Below are 18,581 nucleotides of genomic sequence, written 5' to 3' on the forward strand. Positions count from 1 at the left end.
AAACAGCGCCCGGCCGCGTAAATCAATAAGACGGATATCCCAAGTTCAAAGCACTGCTTTCAATGGCCAACTCAGTCGTATTTTCAGCGCTCTTTGGCCTCATAGCTGAAACGCGTTCACCCCGGCAGATAGCTATGTAGAAGGGCCTGTTAGCCAAATCCCAAGTTCGGGGATTTCGCTAACAGGCCCTTCTACGCCGCTATCTAAACGCCGTGGCTCACGCTCTAACTATTCATCAACACATCCAACAACTGCTGTGCACTCTCATTCAAACTATCCTTGCTCTTATCCGTGCCCAAGTGGGTATAAATTTCACCCACGTAGACCCCCTTCTTAAACAAGTAATCAAAGACCTTATCAATAATTGGACGGGTTTTTTCTTCTTCTTGTACGGGACCGAATGGGTTGGCGAAGAAGGTTGTACTCATCCCCACTTCATCCGTCGTTCCTAACGCGAAACGCTTGCCTTCAATGAAGGTTGACTTGGCATCCTCTTCCGTCTCAAATTTATGCAGACCAATATCTGAATCATAATTATTGGCATAGACCCACATATCGACCCCATGATGGCCGACGACACGCCGATACGAATCCGCTGGAATAATCACCCTGGCATTCTTTCGATCAGGGTTCAGATAAACCCCTCGGTCCATATTATTAAAGGCCACGGCAGAGCTCAAATCATCCAGCCGGACGAAGGCGCCAATTTCAGTCCCCTGCGCATACAGATCATCATCTGTCAGCGTGAAGCTGCCCATATCGTCAAAAATCGTTTCCAGACTCAGAATTTTATCGTCCGCGATTTCTTGCAATGCTTCCAATGACTCTGACTTCCCAGCGCCTGAATCACCAAAGAAGACAACGTTCTTGTTCTTTCCGTTCGAGAACTTGATCCGAACCATTGAACCATGAATTGGTAACCGGTTTTCGTAGATCATGTGCAGATTATGTAACGTCAAGCACATCTTCTTCATATAGCCAAAGTAAGTTGTCTTGTCATTATACGGCACTTCACCGACCCAGATATCATTTTCTTCATCGTGGTGATAATGACTGACGTTACCTTCAGTCTTTTGCAGACCAAACAGTAAGATCAAGTCTGGTTTATGACCAGCAATATCTTTTTCATCCGCTAATTCAAACAAGTTAGCCAACGCTACGCCGCTAACAAAGTAATCCCGGTGGAAGTAAATGTAAGCTAAACTTTCGCCGATCTTGGCTGGGAAGCAGTACCACTCATCACGAGAACCATGGAACTTGTCAATTGGGTTATCAGGAACTGCCGTAAAGGTACCTTCCCGCTTGTTCGATGGCGTTGTCATCATCATTGGTGGCCGCAGGCTCATTGTGTTAATGAACCGAACCGGCTTCAAAGCTTCATAGCCCCTTGGAATTGGCCAAGCAATTGATTGAGTCAGCACACATGCTGAGGTTCCGGCACTAACCTGTCGATAGGTTTTATTCCGAAAGCCCTGCAACTTCTCCTCAACAGCACGGTACATTTCAATTACGGTATCATTGAACCGATCATCGACCTGCATGAAAGTTTTGGCGGTTGAAGCATTGCCGTGTAAATTGATCACACCGATGCGAAGATATGAACGGTAATAGGAATAAAGATCTTCAACACTATTCAAGATCTCCCAGCGATTGTAGGTGTCAAATGCATCTGAACGGCCCAGCAACACCCCTTTGATAGTCTCAACATAGGCTTCCGGATCGGCGTCCTCAAAGTCATTCTTTTTGGCTTCAACAGTGTGTCGGCGATGTTCTAAAAACAGGCTGACAACCTCGCGTAATTCTTTACTATTCATCAATGAAAAGATATCTGAAAAGTACTTATTGCTGTAATTGATCACAGCAACATTTCGATTAGGATTCATATATAAAGCAGAAGTTTCAACATTCTCTGACTCTGTCATTGGACAAATTCTCCTTCCAAGGCTTCTTACATGCCTTGTACCCATTGTAGCGTAAAAAAACACGAACGAAAATAGAAAATGAGAATTTAATAAAAGTCTTGTTATTCCTTATATATCAGGCTTTCAGAAACACTATTATTTTTAAAAATGAGAGCAACTTTTAGAATTTTCAAAACCCTAATTTTGAAAAATGATTGAAAATTGAGTTCAATTTTAAAAATAAAAATATTAAGCCTTTTGCTGCTTTTTTTCTTTCAAACTGAGTGCTAAGACTAAGCCGATAATTTCAAGGATGAAAAAGGTCAGGAAAACAATGTGGAAATTCCCCAAAGTTGCAGTAGCCACACCGCCAAGCGATAACAGTAAAGTGGCGACTGCTACACCAGTTGACCCAAGCAGTTGTCTCATCGTGGTAATTACCGCAGTACCATGTGATATTTTTTCCTTCGGTAGCGCATCCGCTCCGAGTGTGACCGCTGGCATCATCACAAAAGCGTTCCCGCCTTCAATCAGCATGGCAATCGGCATCATAGCCCACAATGAGAATTTTCCAGGAATCAATGCTAGAATACCCCAACCAACTAGAATCATGCACATACCGATCAGCAAGACTTTCTTAAAGCCGATTCGATCCGCTAATCTACCAGTCACAGGATTCAGTAGGCTTAAAAATACCGCGCCAGGAACCAGCGCCATCCCAGAAATAAACGGACTAACCCCTAAAATAATTTGATAGTAAAGTGGGAAAACGATCGTCACAACAATCAGAGCAATGTAGGAAAGACCGGTCAACCAAACCGAGGCGTTGAATTGACCAACCGCGAAAACTCGTAGATCCAGTAATGGTTCTGACAATCGCATCTGACGGAAGCCAAAAAACAGGATCAAAAGGATACTAATGGCTAAAATCAGCCAGTTTAACGGCCAGTTGACTCCGGCTTGACCAACTTCATTGACCACGTACAAAACGCCAATAAACCCAACTAGACTAATCACCGATAACCAATCAAGGTGTGAAGGAACCTTATCCATGACATCCAAAATCGTGCGAAATGATAGCAAAATAACGAGCGTAATAATGATCATGAAGACAATAAATAGTCCCTGCCAAGTTGTGAATCGTAAAACGATTCCTGAGATGATCGGGCCAACTGCCAAGGCTGAGCCCATGACCAGACCGGCGACGCCCATTGCACCACCCCGTTGGTCACGCGGCGTAATGGTCAGCAGCACCGTTTGATACGACGGGAATAGGATCCCAACACCGATGGCTTCCAGAGCTCTCCCCAAGAGGACCAACGGAAAGCTCGGCGCTAGAATGATCAACAGCGTCCCAATATCAAACATCACTAAGACCGATAAGAATAATGACTTAAACCCAATATTACTTAATAGCCACGGGCTGACCGGCATCATAATGCACATGATCAGCATAAAGCCGGTGGTCAACCATTGAACCGTTGACGCTGAAATTGAAAAATAACGCATTAACGTCGGGTAGGCCGTTGACAGCGAGGACTGACTGATGGACATGGTAAAAGTCCCCGTCAGCAGTGTCGCGACAAACCAAAATCGGGCACGACCCGATAAACTTGTAGATTCAGACATAGAATTTCCTCCCTTACACCTCTATCATAATTGTTTAGTTTGGTTGTGTAAAATATATTTTGAGGTATGTTGAAACTCACTACTATTCTACACCAAAAAACAGGAGTCATACCAGTTGAAAAACTGAGTAGACTCCTGTTAAATAGCTGATAACTAGCTGATACTTGTAATCTCGCCGTCATCGATTGCTTTTTGAATTTTCTTAGCTTCGTCCAAACGAGACTCAACAATGTACTTCATCGTTGTGTTCTTGTCCGTTTCAGCTTGGTTAAATTGCTCAGTTAAAAAATCGATTTGATCCTTCAAATATGAGATAAGATCCATCATTACCACCAACCTTTTTGTCTATTTCCATTATAAGGCAAAACGTTCTAATTGTCGTCACGATTGCCACCAAATAATAGGATCAGACGCAGTAATTGCAAAAAGGTCGCCAGAGCAGCTGCTACGTAGGTCATTGCCGCTGCCGATAACACCTTTCTTACCATTGGCACTTCACTTGCAGTCAGCAAACCGCCACCACTTAGGATTTTTAAAGCCCGGTGTGAAGCATTGAATTCAACCGGTAACGTTACCAGTTGAAACAATAATGCCAGCGAGAACAAAAGGATTCCAATATGAATCAACGTTTGATTCATGCCAAAGATGACCCCGATAATGATAATCGGCAGAGATAAAGTGGAACCAAAATTGGCGATGGGCACGATTGCCGTCCGTAGCCGCATGGGAAAATAGTTGGTGGCATCTTGAACCGCGTGACCACATTCATGAGCAGCAACGCCAATTGCTGCGACTGAACTAGACTGGTAGGTGGCTTCCGAAAGGTTCAAAGTTTTGTTACTGCCGTTATAATTATCGGTCAAGTTCCCCTTTGTCGGCTGCACAGTCACATTCGTGATCCCTGACTGTTGTAAAATATATTGGGCGGCATCCGTCCCTGTAATGCCACTCTGAGCTCGGTAACGATCGTATTTTTTAAAGGTGGAATTAACGTATCCTGAGGCTGCCATTGAAATCAGCAAGCCAATGATAACGAGAAAGTAAGTTGGATCAAAGAAAGCAAAAATCGGTGATGTCAATTAAGGTCCCCCTTTTATTTTAGATTGAAGAACATTGTAACAAGATTAGCGATGTTGAGCAATGGTTTGGGAGTTCTGATATGAATTACTTAGGCTCCAGTCTCTAAGCATCTGGATCCGCACCTTCATACTTTTCGAAATCCCCAAGGTGGTGTACCATTGTAGATGTTGAAATTAATCAAAAGGAGCAATATTACACGTGATTACATTAAAATCAGAACGCGAAATTGAAATGATGCGCAAGTCCGGTGCCATTTTGGCCGGTGTCCACTTGGGCCTTCGCGACATTATCAAACCCGGTATCTCAAGCTGGGATATCGAACGCTTTGCTAATAAGTACATCGAAGAACACCATGCTAAAGCCGAAGAAAAGGGCTTCGAAGGTTACAAATACGCGACCTGCGTTAGCGTCAACGATGAAGTCGCTCACGCCATTCCTCGAAAAGACCTACTATTAAAGAATGGTGACATTGTCGCCGTCGACATGGTCGTTAACTTAGATGGTTTCATGAGTGATTCTTGCTGGACCTACGCGGTTGGTGAGATTAGCAAAGAAAAGCAGCACTTAATGGACGTAACCTTAAAAGCCCTCTACCTCGGTATTGACCAAGCCGTTATTGGCAACCGAATTGGCGACATTGGTTACGCAATCCAACACTATGTGGAAGACGAAAACCACATGGGTGATGTGCGGGAACTCATTGGTCATGGTATTCAGCCAACGATGCACGAGGAACCAAACGTCCCCCACTACGGTGAACCGGGTAAGGGTTTACGCTTACGTGAAGGCATGACGATCACCATTGAACCCATGGTCAACTTGGGTACTTGGCAGATTGCCTCAAAGCAGGTCCCCGGAGACACTTGGGAATACTACGTTTCCGCTGATGGCTCACCGTCCGCTCAGTACGAGCACACTTTGGTCATCACAAAGGATGGTCCAAAGATCTTAACCTCCCAGGATTCCAAGATGGACGCCAAATATCTTTAAAATACAGTAACGTCTCGCAGGTGATAGTCACACTTGCGAGGCGTTTTTTGGTATGATTTAGGTATTGAATACTTCGGGGGGTAAAAAGACATGGCACTAACTAATAAGACACCAGAAAACCAAGTTCAGTCACTCTTTAACCGAATTGCTAATAATTACGATTCCATGAACAACCTAATCAGTTTAGGCACGCACAAGCATTGGCGCAACGCCACGATGGAAATCATGGCAATCAAACCAGGCAGTTTTGTACTGGATGTCTGTTGCGGTACCGGTGACTGGACGATTTCACTGGCTAAAGCTGTGGGACCATCTGGCCATGTCACCGGGTTAGACTTCAGTGAAAATATGTTATCAATTGCCCGCCAGAAAATCTCTGAAGCTGGTCTTCAAGACCGGGTCACACTCGTGCACGGGGATGCCATGTCACTACCCTATCAGGACAATAAATTTGATGTGGCAACCATTGGTTTTGGCTTGCGAAATGTGCCCGATGCTAACCAAGTTTTACGTGAAATGCAACGGGTACTGCGACCCGGCGGCCAACTAGCCTGCCTGGAAACGTCTAAGCCAACGCAGCCGGTGATTAAAATGGGCTGGAAAGCCTATTTTAACTTCGTCCCAGTCATGACTAAGCTGGCTGTCCACAATAAAAGGGACTACGACTACCTGCAGAAAACCACGGCTGAATTTGTCAGTGCTAAAAAGCTGGCTCAGATGTTCAAGGATGCCGGTCTTACACACGTTAATTACCGTACCTTTGATTTAGGAGCCGCCGCCCTGCATTTAGGTTGGAAACCCTACCGGACCTCCGTTCTGTAAGCTTATAGCCAGCCACGGGTCTCCCAGTCCATATCTCGCTTACGCATGCCCGAAACGTACGGGTTCCCCGCAACAAAATAGCGGTATGGGGCATTCGTTTGACCGCCGCGCTTGCTGACACCAATTCGTGCCGATGAGCTAATTTTTCGTGGCATGCGCACGTCTTCAAAGCTAATCTTGATTGGGCCTTCGTTGATCATTGTGTCATTCCACTTGAGGTCGTTGATACCAAGTGCCCGCATAAGTTTACCGGGACCGTTCGTCAACTCTGAGCCCTTTTTTGGCCGGTTTGCCTGCATAATGTTGAGACCATCTTTGGGCTCGATCCCCCGAACTAGGATTCCTTGTGGCTCGCCTGCTGGCTGAACGGCAACATCGAACGCGTAATATCCACGTGAGGTATAAATGTAAATATTGCCCGGCGCCCCATACAGCGCCCCATTGGCCTTTGTCCGCCGCCCTTCATAGGCGTGCGCGGCGGAATCAGCGACGCCCAAATAGGCTTCTGCCTCGACAATGTAACCGCTGACTAAACCCTGTGGGGACTGATAGCTTAACAGTTTACCAAGCAGGTCCTTAGTAATGTCTTGCGTCGGCCGGCCACTGAAAAATTGCTCTAAAGCTTTCATCTAAATCTCCCCACAATCCATATACTGTAGTTATATTATACAATATGCTATAGTTATATTATAGAGAGGTGATCAGAAAATGGCACTCAAAATTGAACGAATTTATACCAAGCCAGCCGATATGGATGGTTATCGGATTCTGGTAGACCGAATCTGGCCGCGGGGAATCTCAAAGGAAAAAGCGGCGTTAGATGAATGGTTCAAGTCGATTGCACCAACTAAGGAACTGCGTCAATGGTTCGGGCATGATCCGGAAAAGTACCCCGAATTCAAGTCCCGTTATGAAGATGAATTAAGCAATAATCCCGACTGTGAAAAGTTCGTCGAGTTAATTCAAGATCATTTGGCACAGGGAAATGTCATTCTACTTTACGGCGCTAAAGATGAAGAGCATAACCAGGCAGTTGTATTGAAAGAATACCTAGAAAAAAACGTTTTGAACAACTAAACGTGCGTCATCTTAGCACTCAAAATTACTCCTTTATCAAAAGCAGGCTGTTCCAAAGCAACTTCCAAATTTAGGAAGTTGCTTTGGAACAGCCTGCTTTTTTTGTCTTTATCCTTCTGAGCTAATCTGCCTGTTCCTGCTTAGCCACTAACTGCTGCTGAATACCGGCCAAAGTTAAGCTAGCAGTACTACTGAAACGAACCTGAGCCGTGGCAATTTCAGCTCGTGAGCCCACCCCAACAGATAAAGCACCAGAACCATTAACGGCAGCTAAACCAGGTTTCGAATCCTCGATGCCAAAGCAGGCTTTTGGGGGTAAATTCAGCATGCTGGCTGCGCGAACGTAAATCTCCGGGTCCGGCTTATTGCGTGTTAACGTACTCGGATCCACAATCAACGGAAAATATTTCTCCAACTGCATTTTATGAATTTCTAACGGCGCATTTACGGATGCCGATGCTAATACAATACCGTAATGGTTGGCTTGCAGCTCATCCAGAAACCTGATAATGCCTGGCAATACATCCGCCGGAGACATGTGAGAAATAATGTCCAGGTACATTTTATTTTTACGTTCGCCCAGCTCTGCTTGCTGAGCATCAGAATATTGGTCAAGCTTGCGTCCTGCAGTTAAAATGGTAGCGACTGATTCCTGCCGGTTCATTCCCAGCAACGTTGCCGCCAGTTTAGGCGTCCAAGTAATCTCTAATTCATCCGCCAACTGGTGCCACGCCTGCAAGTGATACTGTGATGAATCAGCAATCACTCCGTGCAGATCAAATAGCACACCTGAATACTGCTCAAATCTCACCATCTGCCTCACCCCTAATTTTAGAATAAAAAGCCCCTTTTAATTTGTCGTCATTCCCGTATAATTGAAAGGTACGGAGGGATCGGAGCGTGTATCAAAACAACGGAAAACCAACAATTTTAGGTGACTGCATTCTTTTAGTTATCTCTATTATAATCAATTCATTTGGAAACGCACTCACAGTGTCTCTCAACCTTGGTAGTGCATTGTGGACTGCATCAGCTGTCAATATGTCACACCTCTTCAATATGAACTTAGGTAACATCTTGTTACTTGAAGGCGTGGCCGTGATTCTGGCCAATGCGTTAATGCTACGAGAATTCGACTGGCACCGCATGCTTGGAAACGTGATTTTTATGGTCCCTTTCAGTTACTTAGTCAGTGGTCTGTCGTCACTGTTATCCACGCTTGACATTCAGCGTCTGCCACTGATTCCATCAGTGATCATTGATATTATCGGCGTCATGTTCATCGGGTGCGGCATCTCGATCTATCAACGGCTTAACCTGTTACTGCACCCCAATGATGACTTGATGCAGATCATCCGCTTTAGGTATTTGCATGGTAATGCGGTGACCGCCTCACTAGCGGCCTTTTCCATCCCAATTGTCATTATGATCATTACTTTTGCCATTCAACATCAACTTTGGGCGGTCAATATTGGCACGATCGTCGCCCTGCTATTCCAAGGAACGTTTATTGCGGTCAGTGATAAGTATATTTTTCGAAAATTAAAACATCAACGTTTGTCATAAACGAGGAAAAATAAAGCAGTGATGGTTTCGTTAATTCGAAACTGATCACTGCTTTATTTTTGTGACTGCTATCCTTCTTTTCAGAAGTTAGAATGCAAATTCATCAACCACTTCAAACGAAACGTTAGCATTTTGCTTAATCATTTTAGCGACTGGGCAATAGTTCTTGGCTTCTTCAACCAGCGACTCTGCCTGTGCGTGATCAACGCCTGGCATTAGGATCTGCACACGGACTACAAACTTGTATCCCGTGTCATCCTTGAGTTGATCGACACCGGTGTGCACTACTGCAGTATGCGGCAGGCTGTGCAGTCGTTCGATGATTTCAATCGTCGCGTTAAAACAAGTACTGACTGCTAGACCGACTAACTGTTCTGGATTGGTTCCCGAACCTTGAACCAGCGAGCTGCTAACACCTAGGGCTAATCCTTCGTTACCACGAATAAAACTAACGCCGCTTAAGCCCTTTTCATTTACCGCCTCTGTATGATATAACGATCCGTCAATAGCCATTTTGAGGATCCCCCTTTTATTTTTGTGTCTGTAGTTTAGCATGTTTGAAAACGATTCCAAAACGTTTTGCTTGCTCAGATGCAGGCTAATAAGGGGGATTAAAAAACGGCTTTGAATTTACAAAACCGCTATCTTTGTCCAAAGTTTTACCTTATTAATCGTTGATTACTTGGTTGCGACTTTTTTAACTGATTCAGTGTCAACGACCTCATCACTCACTGGACTTTGTTGTTTAGCGTGCTGCCATACAATCACACCTAAACTGACCGCAAACAACGCTAACCAAATCACTGACATGCCTTGATTGCCTAGAAAACCGTTATGAAAATCGTAACCGAAGTAGTCAGCAAAGCTGGCACCTACTGGACGAGTCAGAATATAAGCTAACCAGAAAGTGGCGATTTCACTGACACTGTTCTGAGCCGGACGCCGAATCGCCCGGTATGCTAGGATGGCAATAAAGACGGCCCCTAGAATTAGTCCAGTGTTCAGAAAGCCTAAGTTCAGCCCAGTTGGGTCAACATTATAACCACCTGTTCGTGCTGTGGCCAGCCAATCACCAGCGGCCGTCCCTAACATGAACGAAAAAGCGACCGTTAACCAATAAAAAGCTTCTTTTTTGTGACTGGTAATGTGATGAATCGATAGATCTTTAGTCGATAGATACCAAGCAGCAAAACTAACTAGCATTAGGGCGCCAAAAATGGCGGTCGTTTCCATATAGTGCAATCCCGTCAGGCTCTTAAAGGTGTCAGCCGAGAACGTTCCAAAAACAGCTAGTAGTGCGACTGATAGCCAATAATAAACCGGCCGATAACGATTAGATCTAAATTGCAACGTCAAAAATATAGCAAATAAGCTCAGTGACCACCCGACTGTAAATAATTCTCCTAAACCTTGATTCTGTTGACCAAAAATTTGGCTGGAATAATCGGAAACTGATTCTCCAAGGCCAGTGCTAATCAACTTTGCAAGCCAAAATAACAACGTAATTGCGGGCACTTTATTCAATAGTTCCTTACCTTTTGGCATTCTGATTCCTCCATTCTGACTGTTGTTGTCATTGATTGGTATCAGAATAACCCCGTGAGAAATATGAAACTATCTAATTTCGCTGAAGGAAAAATGAAGATTCTTTAGAAAGCAGCCTTTAAGGCAATTGTAAAGATACTACCATGGGGAACGTTGTCGGTAATTGCGATTTTGCCCTTGTTCAAGGCAACTAACTGAGACACAATTGCCAGCCCCAGTCCAGTGCCTGGAATTTTACTGGAACGGGCAGCGTCTACTCTGTAGAAACGATCAAAGACTCGTTTCTTTTGAGCATCTGGAATGCCAATCCCCTCATCCGTCACCCGAATAAAGACCTGATCATTTGAACGCTTAACTTCAACCGTGATTGGTGAGTCAGCAGGAGAATACTTTTGGGCATTATCCAACAGCGCTAACACTATTTGCTTCACACTGTTGGCATCTGCAACGGCAGTCACTTTTGGGTCACCACGGAATGCTATCGTTCGTTTGTCAACATGGTAACCATCAATGATCTCTTGAATGACCGACGATACATCAACAGGTACCAAATTCACCTCTAATTTTTCGTTTCGGGTGATCGTGAGTAACGCTTCTACTAGTTTCTGTAATCGAAGTGACTCGTCATCGAGAAAATTCAGTGATTCGGCAATGACCTCAGGATGATCCTGTCCGTGATTTTTCAATAGACTAACATAACCTCGAATAGCAGTTAGCGGCGTCCGTAACTCATGGGATGCATCGGACACAAATTGCTGTTCCCGCTGCATTTGCCGGTTTAACTTTAACAGCAACTGATTGAACTCATCACCTAACTGCTTAACCTCCGTGGGAGAATTTGGAACCGGTAACGGGGTTTGATCAAGCTGATCTTTTTGCTTTTCATCCGTCACAGCAGCCGTTAGATCAGTTAACGGCTGGGTAATTTTTCGGCTTAAAACATTGATCAGGGCAATCCCAAATAGGGAACTCAACACTGAAACAACGAGGATCGCCACTAAAACGGTGATCAATTCACTGAGTATTTCATTTAAACTTAGCCATACCTGATAGACAGCCTTTTGAGTATGACGTTGGCGATACACGAACAATCCCTTGCCCTTAACCCACAGAAAACGGTCATTCAGATTGTCTTGATGTCGGCGCATAAACGACTTGGTGCCCGTTGAGTAAAATTGACTTGCTGACGTGCTGGCATTCGGGAAAACTTGAATTCTGACGTAGGTGGTGGAAGCTCCCTGCTGACTGGATGCCTGCCAAGCATCAGTATTTGGCGTCACATGCACGAATGTGTCCTGCAGCGAATCAAGCATTTTATTGGCCGATGTTGTACTGTTATTAAACAGTAAGACGAACAGGACCCCAATCGTGATCAGTAAACTAAGAAGGGTCGTCATTAAGATGGTCTGAAGATAAGTACGAATGATCAGGTGCCGATTAGACATCGTTTTATTTGTCATCTTGCAACTCCTCTTTAAGCACGTAGCCGATACCTCTTACCGACTGGATCTGCACGTTAGACGCGCTTAACGCATGCAGCTTCTGACGCAGTTGTCGGACGTAGACATCCACGATATTCGTTTGACCAACAAAGTCGGTACCCCAAACATCGTCCAGTATCTCATCACGAGTCATGGTCTGATTGGCATGTTGCATAAAGGCCAGCAACAAACTATATTCGCGCTGCGTTAACTGCATCACATCGCCATTATAAGCAACTTGGTGAGCCTTAGTATCGAGCGTTAAATTACCTAGTTGGTAGTTAGTGGGCGCCTCATTGAGCTGATCTTGATGCCGAAAGATGACTCGAATCCTAGCTAGTAACTCCTCGATATCGAAAGGTTTGGTAATGTAGTCATCAGCTCCGCTATTCAAACCAGCCACTTTATCGCCTGAAAAATCCCTAGCAGTTAAAAAAATAATTGGTAACCGTGCGTCAACTTTACGAATTCGCCGTAGAACACCTAACCCATCAATCTCTGGAATCATCCAGTCCAGCAAAATCAAATCAAGTTGCTGATGCATTTGCCTAAAAATCTCTAAAGCCTCCGGGCCCGTGCTAGCTAATTCAACTTGGTAATTTTCAAACTCCAATTCTCGTTTCAACAGCGTCTGGATCGCCACTTCATCTTCAACGACTAAAATCGTCCTTGCCAACATAGTTCACTTCTTCCGTTTAAGCTGACCGTTTCTCACACACTTCTCGGGTTTCAAACCTTTTGACAAAATCTTACTAGCATTCCCCAACTGATTCAATCTAAAATTAAAAAGTGGTGCCTGAATAGGTGATAGGGTATGCTTTATAAAGATTTTGCAGCGCCAAATTAGCTGTTTTTAATTCACCTTATTTGGAAAATATGGCAAGAAGAACAACAAGCGATTTGAAATCATGCTAAAGGAAGTCGTTGAACAAGCGTAGGGTAATCCCCAATTTTGGGTGCAAAAAAAGACACTCAATCGGTTCCCATTCGGAATTCATTCAGTGCCATTTTCTTATTTTCTGAGCGCCGTTAAAGGCTCACTTTAAATTAAAGTTTTGGTGAGTTAACAGCAAATTCTGGCTTTTGCCCAGACAACACTTCGTCAATCATTTTGGCAGCTGTCATTGCCATGTTACGACCGGCCTCATTGGTCACAGAACCGTTATGTGGCGTCAAAAAGACGTTATCAAGGTCGAATAACGGACTGTTTGATGGTAGTGGCTCTTGTTGAAAGACGTCAAGGGCAGCACTGGCAATTTGATGATTCTTTAACGCCTTAATCAAAGCATTTTCGTCCACTACAGTGCCGCGAGCTAAATTAATCAGTGACGCGGTTGGTTTCATCATCGCTAACTCTTTTTCACCAATCATTCCAATAGTAGCTGGAACAGCGGCAACGTGGAGCGTCACATAATCGGATTGCTTTAACAGTGTTTCCAGGTCAACGAATTGTCCGTACTGTGTGTCGCGTTTAGTTCGGTTATAGATTAGCGTACGGACGCCGAAACCACTAAGCATTTTTGCCACGGCTTGGCCAATATGGCCATAGCCAACGATGCCTACCGTCTTGCCAGCTAGCTCAGAGCCTTGGATCTGCTTACCCTCTGCCTGCTTACCAGCGCGCATCAAAGTTGAAACCGTAAATGAATGCTTTGCCAGTATCAAAATATCAGTGACCGTACTTTCAGCAACACTCACTGCATTCGCGCCAGGGGTATTGGTCACCCAAACACCCTTAGTCGCTGCGAAGTCAGCGTCGATGCTATCATAGCCAACGCCATAACGGGCCAAAATCTTTAAATTTGGTAATTTATCGTATAGATCATTTGGAAACGGCGCAACAAACATCATGATACCAGCAACATCAGGAGCTGTGGCTAGGATCGCTGCCTCGTCGGGATCTGGCACGGTGAGCACCTCATAACCCTTTTTGGTTAAATAATGGTCAGTTTGCTTATCTGCAAGTTCTGGAATGATTACTTTTTGCATGATCAGCCGTCCTTTCAAATTGGTTTGCTATAGTAAATATTCTATCATGAATTACCAATCAGTAGTCAGTATTGACATATTTTCGAAACCGTTACTGTATTTCGCCCATTTTGCTTTGAATGGTATAGCTTTTGGTCAGCTCGTTTATAAGCTTCCAGATAGTTCTGATCCTCAGCTCTCACCTGATCTTGTCCAAGCGAAATGGTAATTTTAAAACTAGCGCCTTTTTTAGTTTTGAACGTAAGTGCCCCTAGTGTTTGGCGCACCCGATTGGCAACGACACTTGTTGACTCCTGCTGACGCTCACGGTCGAAAATGATGAACGAGAACTCTTCGCCGCCGACCCGGTAAGCTTTCGCCCGATAGCTAATGCCGTGAACTATCTGCTGTAACTTTGACGCTACTTGCCGAAGAACTTCATTGCCTTCCAAATGCCCATAACGGTCATTAACACGCTTAAAATGGTCAATGTCAAACGTGTATACCAAGTATTGAGCACCCTCTTTTTTGAAGGTCTTGAAAGCAGTTTCCAAATCTTCATTAAAAACCCGAAAGTTATTCAGTTGCGTCAGGGTATCGGTTTTGGCTTCGCGCAATAAGCGTGCCTCTCGCAAACTCCGATTCATCAACTGATTATGAATAAACCAGACTAACCAGTCAATAATCAGCATTGAACCAATTTGCCACAGCCACCCAACGTCAATGCCTCGTAAAGATAAGAAGTTTGCCCAGACAAACGGTAGACCAAAAAGTAACGCAAAGGGGTAAAAATATAGTGGGTGCCTCAGCAAACGGCGCCCATAGTTGTCAGCAACCCACATCAGTGCAACGCTCGCCAGAAAGAATAGGCCCCAATATGGCAAGTTTGGCAACCACCAGTACCAAACCAATAAAGTGAACACTAAGCTAATGAATAGCCAGTGATTGTGGCTGAAAAATAGTCCAAACAATAGGATTCCAATTTGAAAAGTGAGGTAATTCCACCCGTAACCCGGTCGGTAAACATTATTTATGATCATGAGAACCGACGCAAAATGAAATAGGGCCAAAAAACCAATCGTCAGCAAAATTTGAAATAGCTCTCGGAAGTGCGCGAGTGCCTTTCGCTGGAAACGGGCGTGCTGTAACCACCAGTACATTAGAGCAAAACCGGTCAGTAATAGGGTATTCATAATAAAAACGACAACGCGATTTGCCCAGGTTACCATTCTGATTCCTCACTTTCAGTCGCTAAAATACGGGTTAAATACAGGTCAACAGTCCTTGAAACATTTCATGGTATCTATTTTCATTTTCAGCATAACACAAAATTTTTACTTAGACAGAAGTTAATTATAAAACTCACATAGTCCCTCTGATTGCTAAAAAGCGGGTGGTAATTATTAACTTCAAGTCGGTCATTTCAACGTTTTCAGCAGTTAAATTAACACCCGAGAACTCAATTAGAATAATTTGACGAAACTAAAAAACGGCTCCCCAAGATGGGCAACCGCCAAACTGGTTCGACCAGTTTTATAATTATGCTAAATTAGTTGGGGAAAGAATCAGTTTACCACGAATAGCAGATTTCCGTTCCACCGTTGCTGGACGTTCAGCCATATCCGTAACTGCTGGAGATGATGTAAAGGCCAGTTCGTGATCATGCACAACAAGTTTCCGAATTGAGAACAAGATCGCCGCGCAGACAAAGATCAGTGGGAAACCAGCCATCACAGAAATCGTTTGAATGACCTTGAAACCGCCCACTAAGACCAGTGAGAAAGCAAAGATCATAAAGACGATGACCCATGACATCCGGTTGAAACGGGTTGGTTCACGATGCTTCAACGGGGTGCTGGTAAATGACGACAAAATGTAGGCTGAGCCTGAAATCGTTGTGGCTAAGAAGATAAAGCATGACACACAATAGAGCAAAGTCATGATTGACTTCATTGGTAAAGTGCCAATCACCGTAGCGATAACCGCGGCTTGACCCTGAGTGTTCAAAATGTGGACCAAGTTAATGACGCCGTTTTGTTGCAGCCACAAAGCGTAACCGCCCATTACTGCGTAGAACAAGGCACAACCAGTAAAGCCGTACATCAACATGCCCATCAACATCTGACGAATCGTTTTACCACGGGAGATCTTAGCAATAAACAGACCCATCACAGGCATGTACGACAACCACCAGCCCCAGTAAAAGATTGTATCTTGCTGAGTGGCACTTGGATGAGTGTTCGTCGCAATCGGGACGAATTTTTGAACTAACATGCCTAAACTATGTGCTTCGTGCGTAATAATGTAACGCGTTGGACCAAAGAATAAAATTAAGACCAGAAAACCGATGGCTAACCAGATGTGCGCCATACTTAAGCGGTCAATCCCACCGTTCAAGCCCTTGAAGACTGTAACGGCGAAGAGGCAAAATAAGATAACGAACAATCCCATTTCAAGTGGCAAACCGTATTTGATTCCCGTAGCACTTGAAAATGCCTTGGCAGTGATTGGGACTTCCATCCCGATTGATGAACCAACACCACCGATAATTCCGATAACAACCAAAACGTTGATCAAGCCAGCAAAGAACTTCTTAGTTGATTGGTGTTTGTCGCCGTCTAACAGGCTAATACCATCGCTCAGCTTTTGAACCGGTTGCCCCTTCCGATACATCAGGTAACCAATCAAAACAGCTGCTGGTGCAAACATCATCCACGCCATTGGACCCCAGTTAAATTGACCCAACATGGTTGCGGCAGTGTATGCGCCGTTGGAATAAGCCTTAAGATGAAACGGCGGGTTTTGAATCACCGTCAGTGGATCAGTGATGGAAAGCATCATGATGCTGGCATCAATTGCCGTTGCAAACACCATTGCGCCCCATTTAAAGCCACTGTAAACCGGCTTGTCATCAGGTTTTCCAATTTTAATTTTACCGTATTTACTGAATGCCAATCCGATTAGGAAGACGAAGTTGATAATATAAATGCCTAAATATAACCAACCTAACTTAAGGTTCATCCAGCCTAAGATGCTCGTTAAGGGTGCTTGAAGACCCTTTCCACCTATCATTAACACTAAAGTTGCCAGTAAGAATAATCCCACAGTTGGTACAAAGACCCACTTGTTGATTAACTTGCTTCTTAAAATAATATTCCTCCTCTAATGGTTGTACATATTGGATGAAGAGTGTGGAGCAAGGCGTTTAAGAACTAAAGATAGCCTGACACCTATCAACTTGTTCTTGCCCGCGGAACCCATTTCACCGGCATGCTAGAAATCGACTTTCAGAAAACAATCAATAAAGAAAATTTCTTTAGAGCTCAATCTAACAGGTTAGCATTGCAACTTCCACAAAAGCTTGGAAAAATCGTTAACCTCAATCATTCACTTTCAGAAAAGCCCGTAAAAAGCTCGTTCCGTCTGCTACTCGATTGAGTTCAACGCCTTGTTAAGTGCATCGGTCCCACAAACGTAGTTGTCAATGCACTGAAACCACAATTGAAGTTATTAACTTTCAACTCTGAAAACACCCAACGTATTTTCACTCAGGTCGACAAAGTAAAACGCAAAAAAGCTGCTGAGATCGTCAACGACCACCTGCAACAGCTCCGTCTGCAACAAATTGCCAATTCCAATGTAACCCGATTGAATTTACAGTGATTATTATACACGTTTGAAATGAGATGTAAAATTGCAGCTTAAAACCGCCGTACCGGTATCTATAGAAGGTTATACAGCGCTTACATTTTGATTTTATGCAATTAAAATGCATTATTTTTTAATAAATTCTACTACTGCAATTATAAGATAAATAAAAAGTGACTTATCTTCCACCAGATAAGTCACTCAAGCGTCTGTAGAGTTATTGATCAAACTTGTTAATTGATATAAGTGGTCACACTAATCAACCGTCTTTATCACGCGCGCTGGATTACCAGCAATCACTACGTTATCGCCAAACGATTTTGTCACGACTGCACCAGCGCCAACGACCACGTTATTTCCCAGCGTAACCCCAGGTAAAATCACAGCACCGCCGCCGACCCATAAACTATGGCCAATCGTAATTGGCGCACACAACTCCACATCGGCATCCCGCTGCTTTGGATCGATTGGATGAATTGGCGTGTAGAAACCGACATTCGGCCCAATATAGGCGTGGTCACCAATTGTGATTGGTGCAGAATCCAGCATTTTAACATCATAATTGGCGTAGAAATGATCACCTAAATGCAGATTAAAGCCGTAATCAAACTTAAAATCAGTTTCCACAAAAAAATCGTCACCAGTATCGGCAATTAAAGCCTTAAAACGACTATTTCGATCATCGTTATCGGTAATGTGATTAATTTCTTCCAGCTGCTGACGAATGTAGACTCGTCGTGCGATCAGTTCTTCGTCGAATTGATTATACGGCCCACCAGCTGTCATTTTCTCTCGTTCTGTTGCCATTATTCACGCTCCCTTACTCCCAAAAGAATAGCACATAATTTATGTCGTAGAGGTTATTTTCAGAAAA

The 18,581-nt window shown here is 44.0% G+C and carries 18 protein-coding genes; 4 read left to right on the forward strand and 14 right to left on the reverse strand.

Features of this window, described 5'->3' with window-relative positions:
• Positions 1–224: 224 nt before the first annotated feature.
• The 4 genes from GM612_RS10610 to GM612_RS10625 form a co-directional block, all read right to left on the reverse strand.
• Complete coding sequence (locus GM612_RS10610; protein WP_155432330.1) at positions 225–1,922, reverse strand: phosphoenolpyruvate carboxykinase; 1,698 nt, start codon at positions 1,920–1,922, stop codon at positions 225–227.
• Between the two features lie 228 nt (positions 1,923–2,150).
• Positions 2,151–3,530 (reverse strand): MFS transporter, encoded by a 1,380-nt coding sequence (locus GM612_RS10615; RefSeq protein WP_155432331.1) that lies wholly within the window; start codon positions 3,528–3,530, stop codon positions 2,151–2,153.
• Positions 3,531–3,683: 153 nt separating this feature from the next.
• On the reverse strand, positions 3,684–3,857 hold the full coding sequence (locus GM612_RS10620; RefSeq protein WP_155432332.1) for a hypothetical protein: 174 nt from the start codon (positions 3,855–3,857) through the stop codon (positions 3,684–3,686).
• A 44-nt stretch (positions 3,858–3,901) separates the two neighbouring features.
• Positions 3,902–4,609, reverse strand: coding sequence for a zinc metallopeptidase (locus GM612_RS10625; RefSeq protein ID WP_281349257.1), 708 nt, complete (start codon positions 4,607–4,609; stop codon positions 3,902–3,904).
• A gap of 199 nt (positions 4,610–4,808) precedes the next feature.
• Here GM612_RS10625 and map point away from each other — a divergent pair, with 199 nt between their 5' ends.
• Together map and GM612_RS10635 are read left to right on the forward strand one after the other, a co-directional pair.
• Positions 4,809–5,600: a type I methionyl aminopeptidase gene (gene map / locus GM612_RS10630; protein ID WP_343031892.1), complete on the forward strand. Its 792-nt coding sequence runs from the start codon at positions 4,809–4,811 to the stop codon at positions 5,598–5,600.
• A 90-nt stretch (positions 5,601–5,690) separates the two neighbouring features.
• Positions 5,691–6,422, forward strand: a complete 732-nt coding sequence (locus GM612_RS10635; protein ID WP_155432333.1) for a demethylmenaquinone methyltransferase — start codon at positions 5,691–5,693, stop codon at positions 6,420–6,422.
• 2 nt (positions 6,423–6,424) lie between these two features.
• Here the strand turns inward: GM612_RS10635 and GM612_RS10640 are convergent, their stop codons facing one another.
• A complete protein-coding gene (locus GM612_RS10640) occupies positions 6,425–7,051 on the reverse strand; it encodes a DNA-3-methyladenine glycosylase (RefSeq protein WP_155432334.1) in 627 nt (208 codons plus the stop codon).
• Between the two features lie 79 nt (positions 7,052–7,130).
• Here GM612_RS10640 and GM612_RS10645 point away from each other — a divergent pair, with 79 nt between their 5' ends.
• Positions 7,131–7,499 (forward strand): DUF488 domain-containing protein, encoded by a 369-nt coding sequence (locus GM612_RS10645; RefSeq protein WP_155432335.1) that lies wholly within the window; start codon positions 7,131–7,133, stop codon positions 7,497–7,499.
• A gap of 121 nt (positions 7,500–7,620) precedes the next feature.
• Here the strand turns inward: GM612_RS10645 and pgmB are convergent, their stop codons facing one another.
• Complete coding sequence (gene pgmB / locus GM612_RS10650) at positions 7,621–8,313, reverse strand: beta-phosphoglucomutase (protein WP_155432336.1); 693 nt, start codon at positions 8,311–8,313, stop codon at positions 7,621–7,623.
• A gap of 86 nt (positions 8,314–8,399) precedes the next feature.
• On the opposite strand from pgmB, the gene GM612_RS10655 reads away from it, so the two are divergent.
• Complete coding sequence (locus GM612_RS10655; RefSeq protein WP_343031893.1) at positions 8,400–9,065, forward strand: DUF6198 family protein; 666 nt, start codon at positions 8,400–8,402, stop codon at positions 9,063–9,065.
• A gap of 87 nt (positions 9,066–9,152) precedes the next feature.
• Here GM612_RS10655 and GM612_RS10660 read toward each other — a convergent pair whose 3' ends face one another.
• The 8 genes from GM612_RS10660 to GM612_RS10695 all read right to left on the reverse strand — a co-directional run bounded on the left by GM612_RS10660 (position 9,153) and on the right by GM612_RS10695 (position 18,517).
• A complete protein-coding gene (locus GM612_RS10660) occupies positions 9,153–9,578 on the reverse strand; it encodes an OsmC family protein (RefSeq protein WP_155432337.1) in 426 nt (141 codons plus the stop codon).
• Positions 9,579–9,743: 165 nt separating this feature from the next.
• Complete coding sequence (locus GM612_RS10665) at positions 9,744–10,610, reverse strand: COG4705 family protein (protein WP_155432338.1); 867 nt, start codon at positions 10,608–10,610, stop codon at positions 9,744–9,746.
• Positions 10,611–10,714: 104 nt separating this feature from the next.
• Positions 10,715–12,070, reverse strand: coding sequence for a sensor histidine kinase (locus GM612_RS10670; protein WP_155432339.1), 1,356 nt, complete (start codon positions 12,068–12,070; stop codon positions 10,715–10,717).
• A complete protein-coding gene (locus GM612_RS10675) occupies positions 12,060–12,767 on the reverse strand; it encodes a response regulator transcription factor (RefSeq protein WP_155432340.1) in 708 nt (235 codons plus the stop codon). The genes GM612_RS10670 and GM612_RS10675 overlap by 11 nt, the downstream gene beginning before the upstream one ends.
• A gap of 371 nt (positions 12,768–13,138) precedes the next feature.
• Positions 13,139–14,080 (reverse strand): phosphoglycerate dehydrogenase, encoded by a 942-nt coding sequence (locus GM612_RS10680; protein WP_155432341.1) that lies wholly within the window; start codon positions 14,078–14,080, stop codon positions 13,139–13,141.
• A 65-nt stretch (positions 14,081–14,145) separates the two neighbouring features.
• Positions 14,146–15,288, reverse strand: a complete 1,143-nt coding sequence (locus GM612_RS10685) for a GGDEF domain-containing protein (RefSeq protein ID WP_155432342.1) — start codon at positions 15,286–15,288, stop codon at positions 14,146–14,148.
• Between the two features lie 310 nt (positions 15,289–15,598).
• Positions 15,599–17,191: a BCCT family transporter gene (locus GM612_RS10690; protein ID WP_425500347.1), complete on the reverse strand. Its 1,593-nt coding sequence runs from the start codon at positions 17,189–17,191 to the stop codon at positions 15,599–15,601.
• A gap of 771 nt (positions 17,192–17,962) precedes the next feature.
• Positions 17,963–18,517, reverse strand: coding sequence for a sugar O-acetyltransferase (locus GM612_RS10695; RefSeq protein ID WP_343031895.1), 555 nt, complete (start codon positions 18,515–18,517; stop codon positions 17,963–17,965).
• Positions 18,518–18,581 lie beyond the last annotated feature (64 nt).

The sequence above is a fragment of the Secundilactobacillus folii genome (assembly GCF_009720675.1).
In the GTDB taxonomy this organism is placed as follows: domain Bacteria; phylum Bacillota; class Bacilli; order Lactobacillales; family Lactobacillaceae; genus Secundilactobacillus; species Secundilactobacillus folii.

Bases quoted from the DNA above. Each gene is read 5' to 3' on its own strand.
- GM612_RS10665 (WP_155432338.1), bottom strand. From the start codon at position 10,610: ATGCCAAAAGGTAAGGAACTATTGAATAAAGTGCCCGCAATTACGTTG.
- GM612_RS10610 (WP_155432330.1), bottom strand. From the start codon at position 1,922: ATGACAGAGTCAGAGAATGTTGAAACTTCTGCTTTATATATGAATCCT.
- pgmB (WP_155432336.1), bottom strand. From the start codon at position 8,313: ATGGTGAGATTTGAGCAGTATTCAGGTGTGCTATTTGATCTGCACGGA.
- GM612_RS10645 (WP_155432335.1), top strand. From the start codon at position 7,131: ATGGCACTCAAAATTGAACGAATTTATACCAAGCCAGCCGATATGGAT.
- GM612_RS10635 (WP_155432333.1), top strand. From the start codon at position 5,691: ATGGCACTAACTAATAAGACACCAGAAAACCAAGTTCAGTCACTCTTT.
- GM612_RS10660 (WP_155432337.1), bottom strand. From the start codon at position 9,578: ATGGCTATTGACGGATCGTTATATCATACAGAGGCGGTAAATGAAAAG.
- GM612_RS10615 (WP_155432331.1), bottom strand. From the start codon at position 3,530: ATGTCTGAATCTACAAGTTTATCGGGTCGTGCCCGATTTTGGTTTGTC.
- GM612_RS10620 (WP_155432332.1), bottom strand. From the start codon at position 3,857: ATGATGGATCTTATCTCATATTTGAAGGATCAAATCGATTTTTTAACT.
- GM612_RS10640 (WP_155432334.1), bottom strand. From the start codon at position 7,051: ATGAAAGCTTTAGAGCAATTTTTCAGTGGCCGGCCGACGCAAGACATT.
- GM612_RS10685 (WP_155432342.1), bottom strand. From the start codon at position 15,288: ATGGTAACCTGGGCAAATCGCGTTGTCGTTTTTATTATGAATACCCTA.
- GM612_RS10670 (WP_155432339.1), bottom strand. From the start codon at position 12,070: ATGACAAATAAAACGATGTCTAATCGGCACCTGATCATTCGTACTTAT.
- GM612_RS10680 (WP_155432341.1), bottom strand. From the start codon at position 14,080: ATGCAAAAAGTAATCATTCCAGAACTTGCAGATAAGCAAACTGACCAT.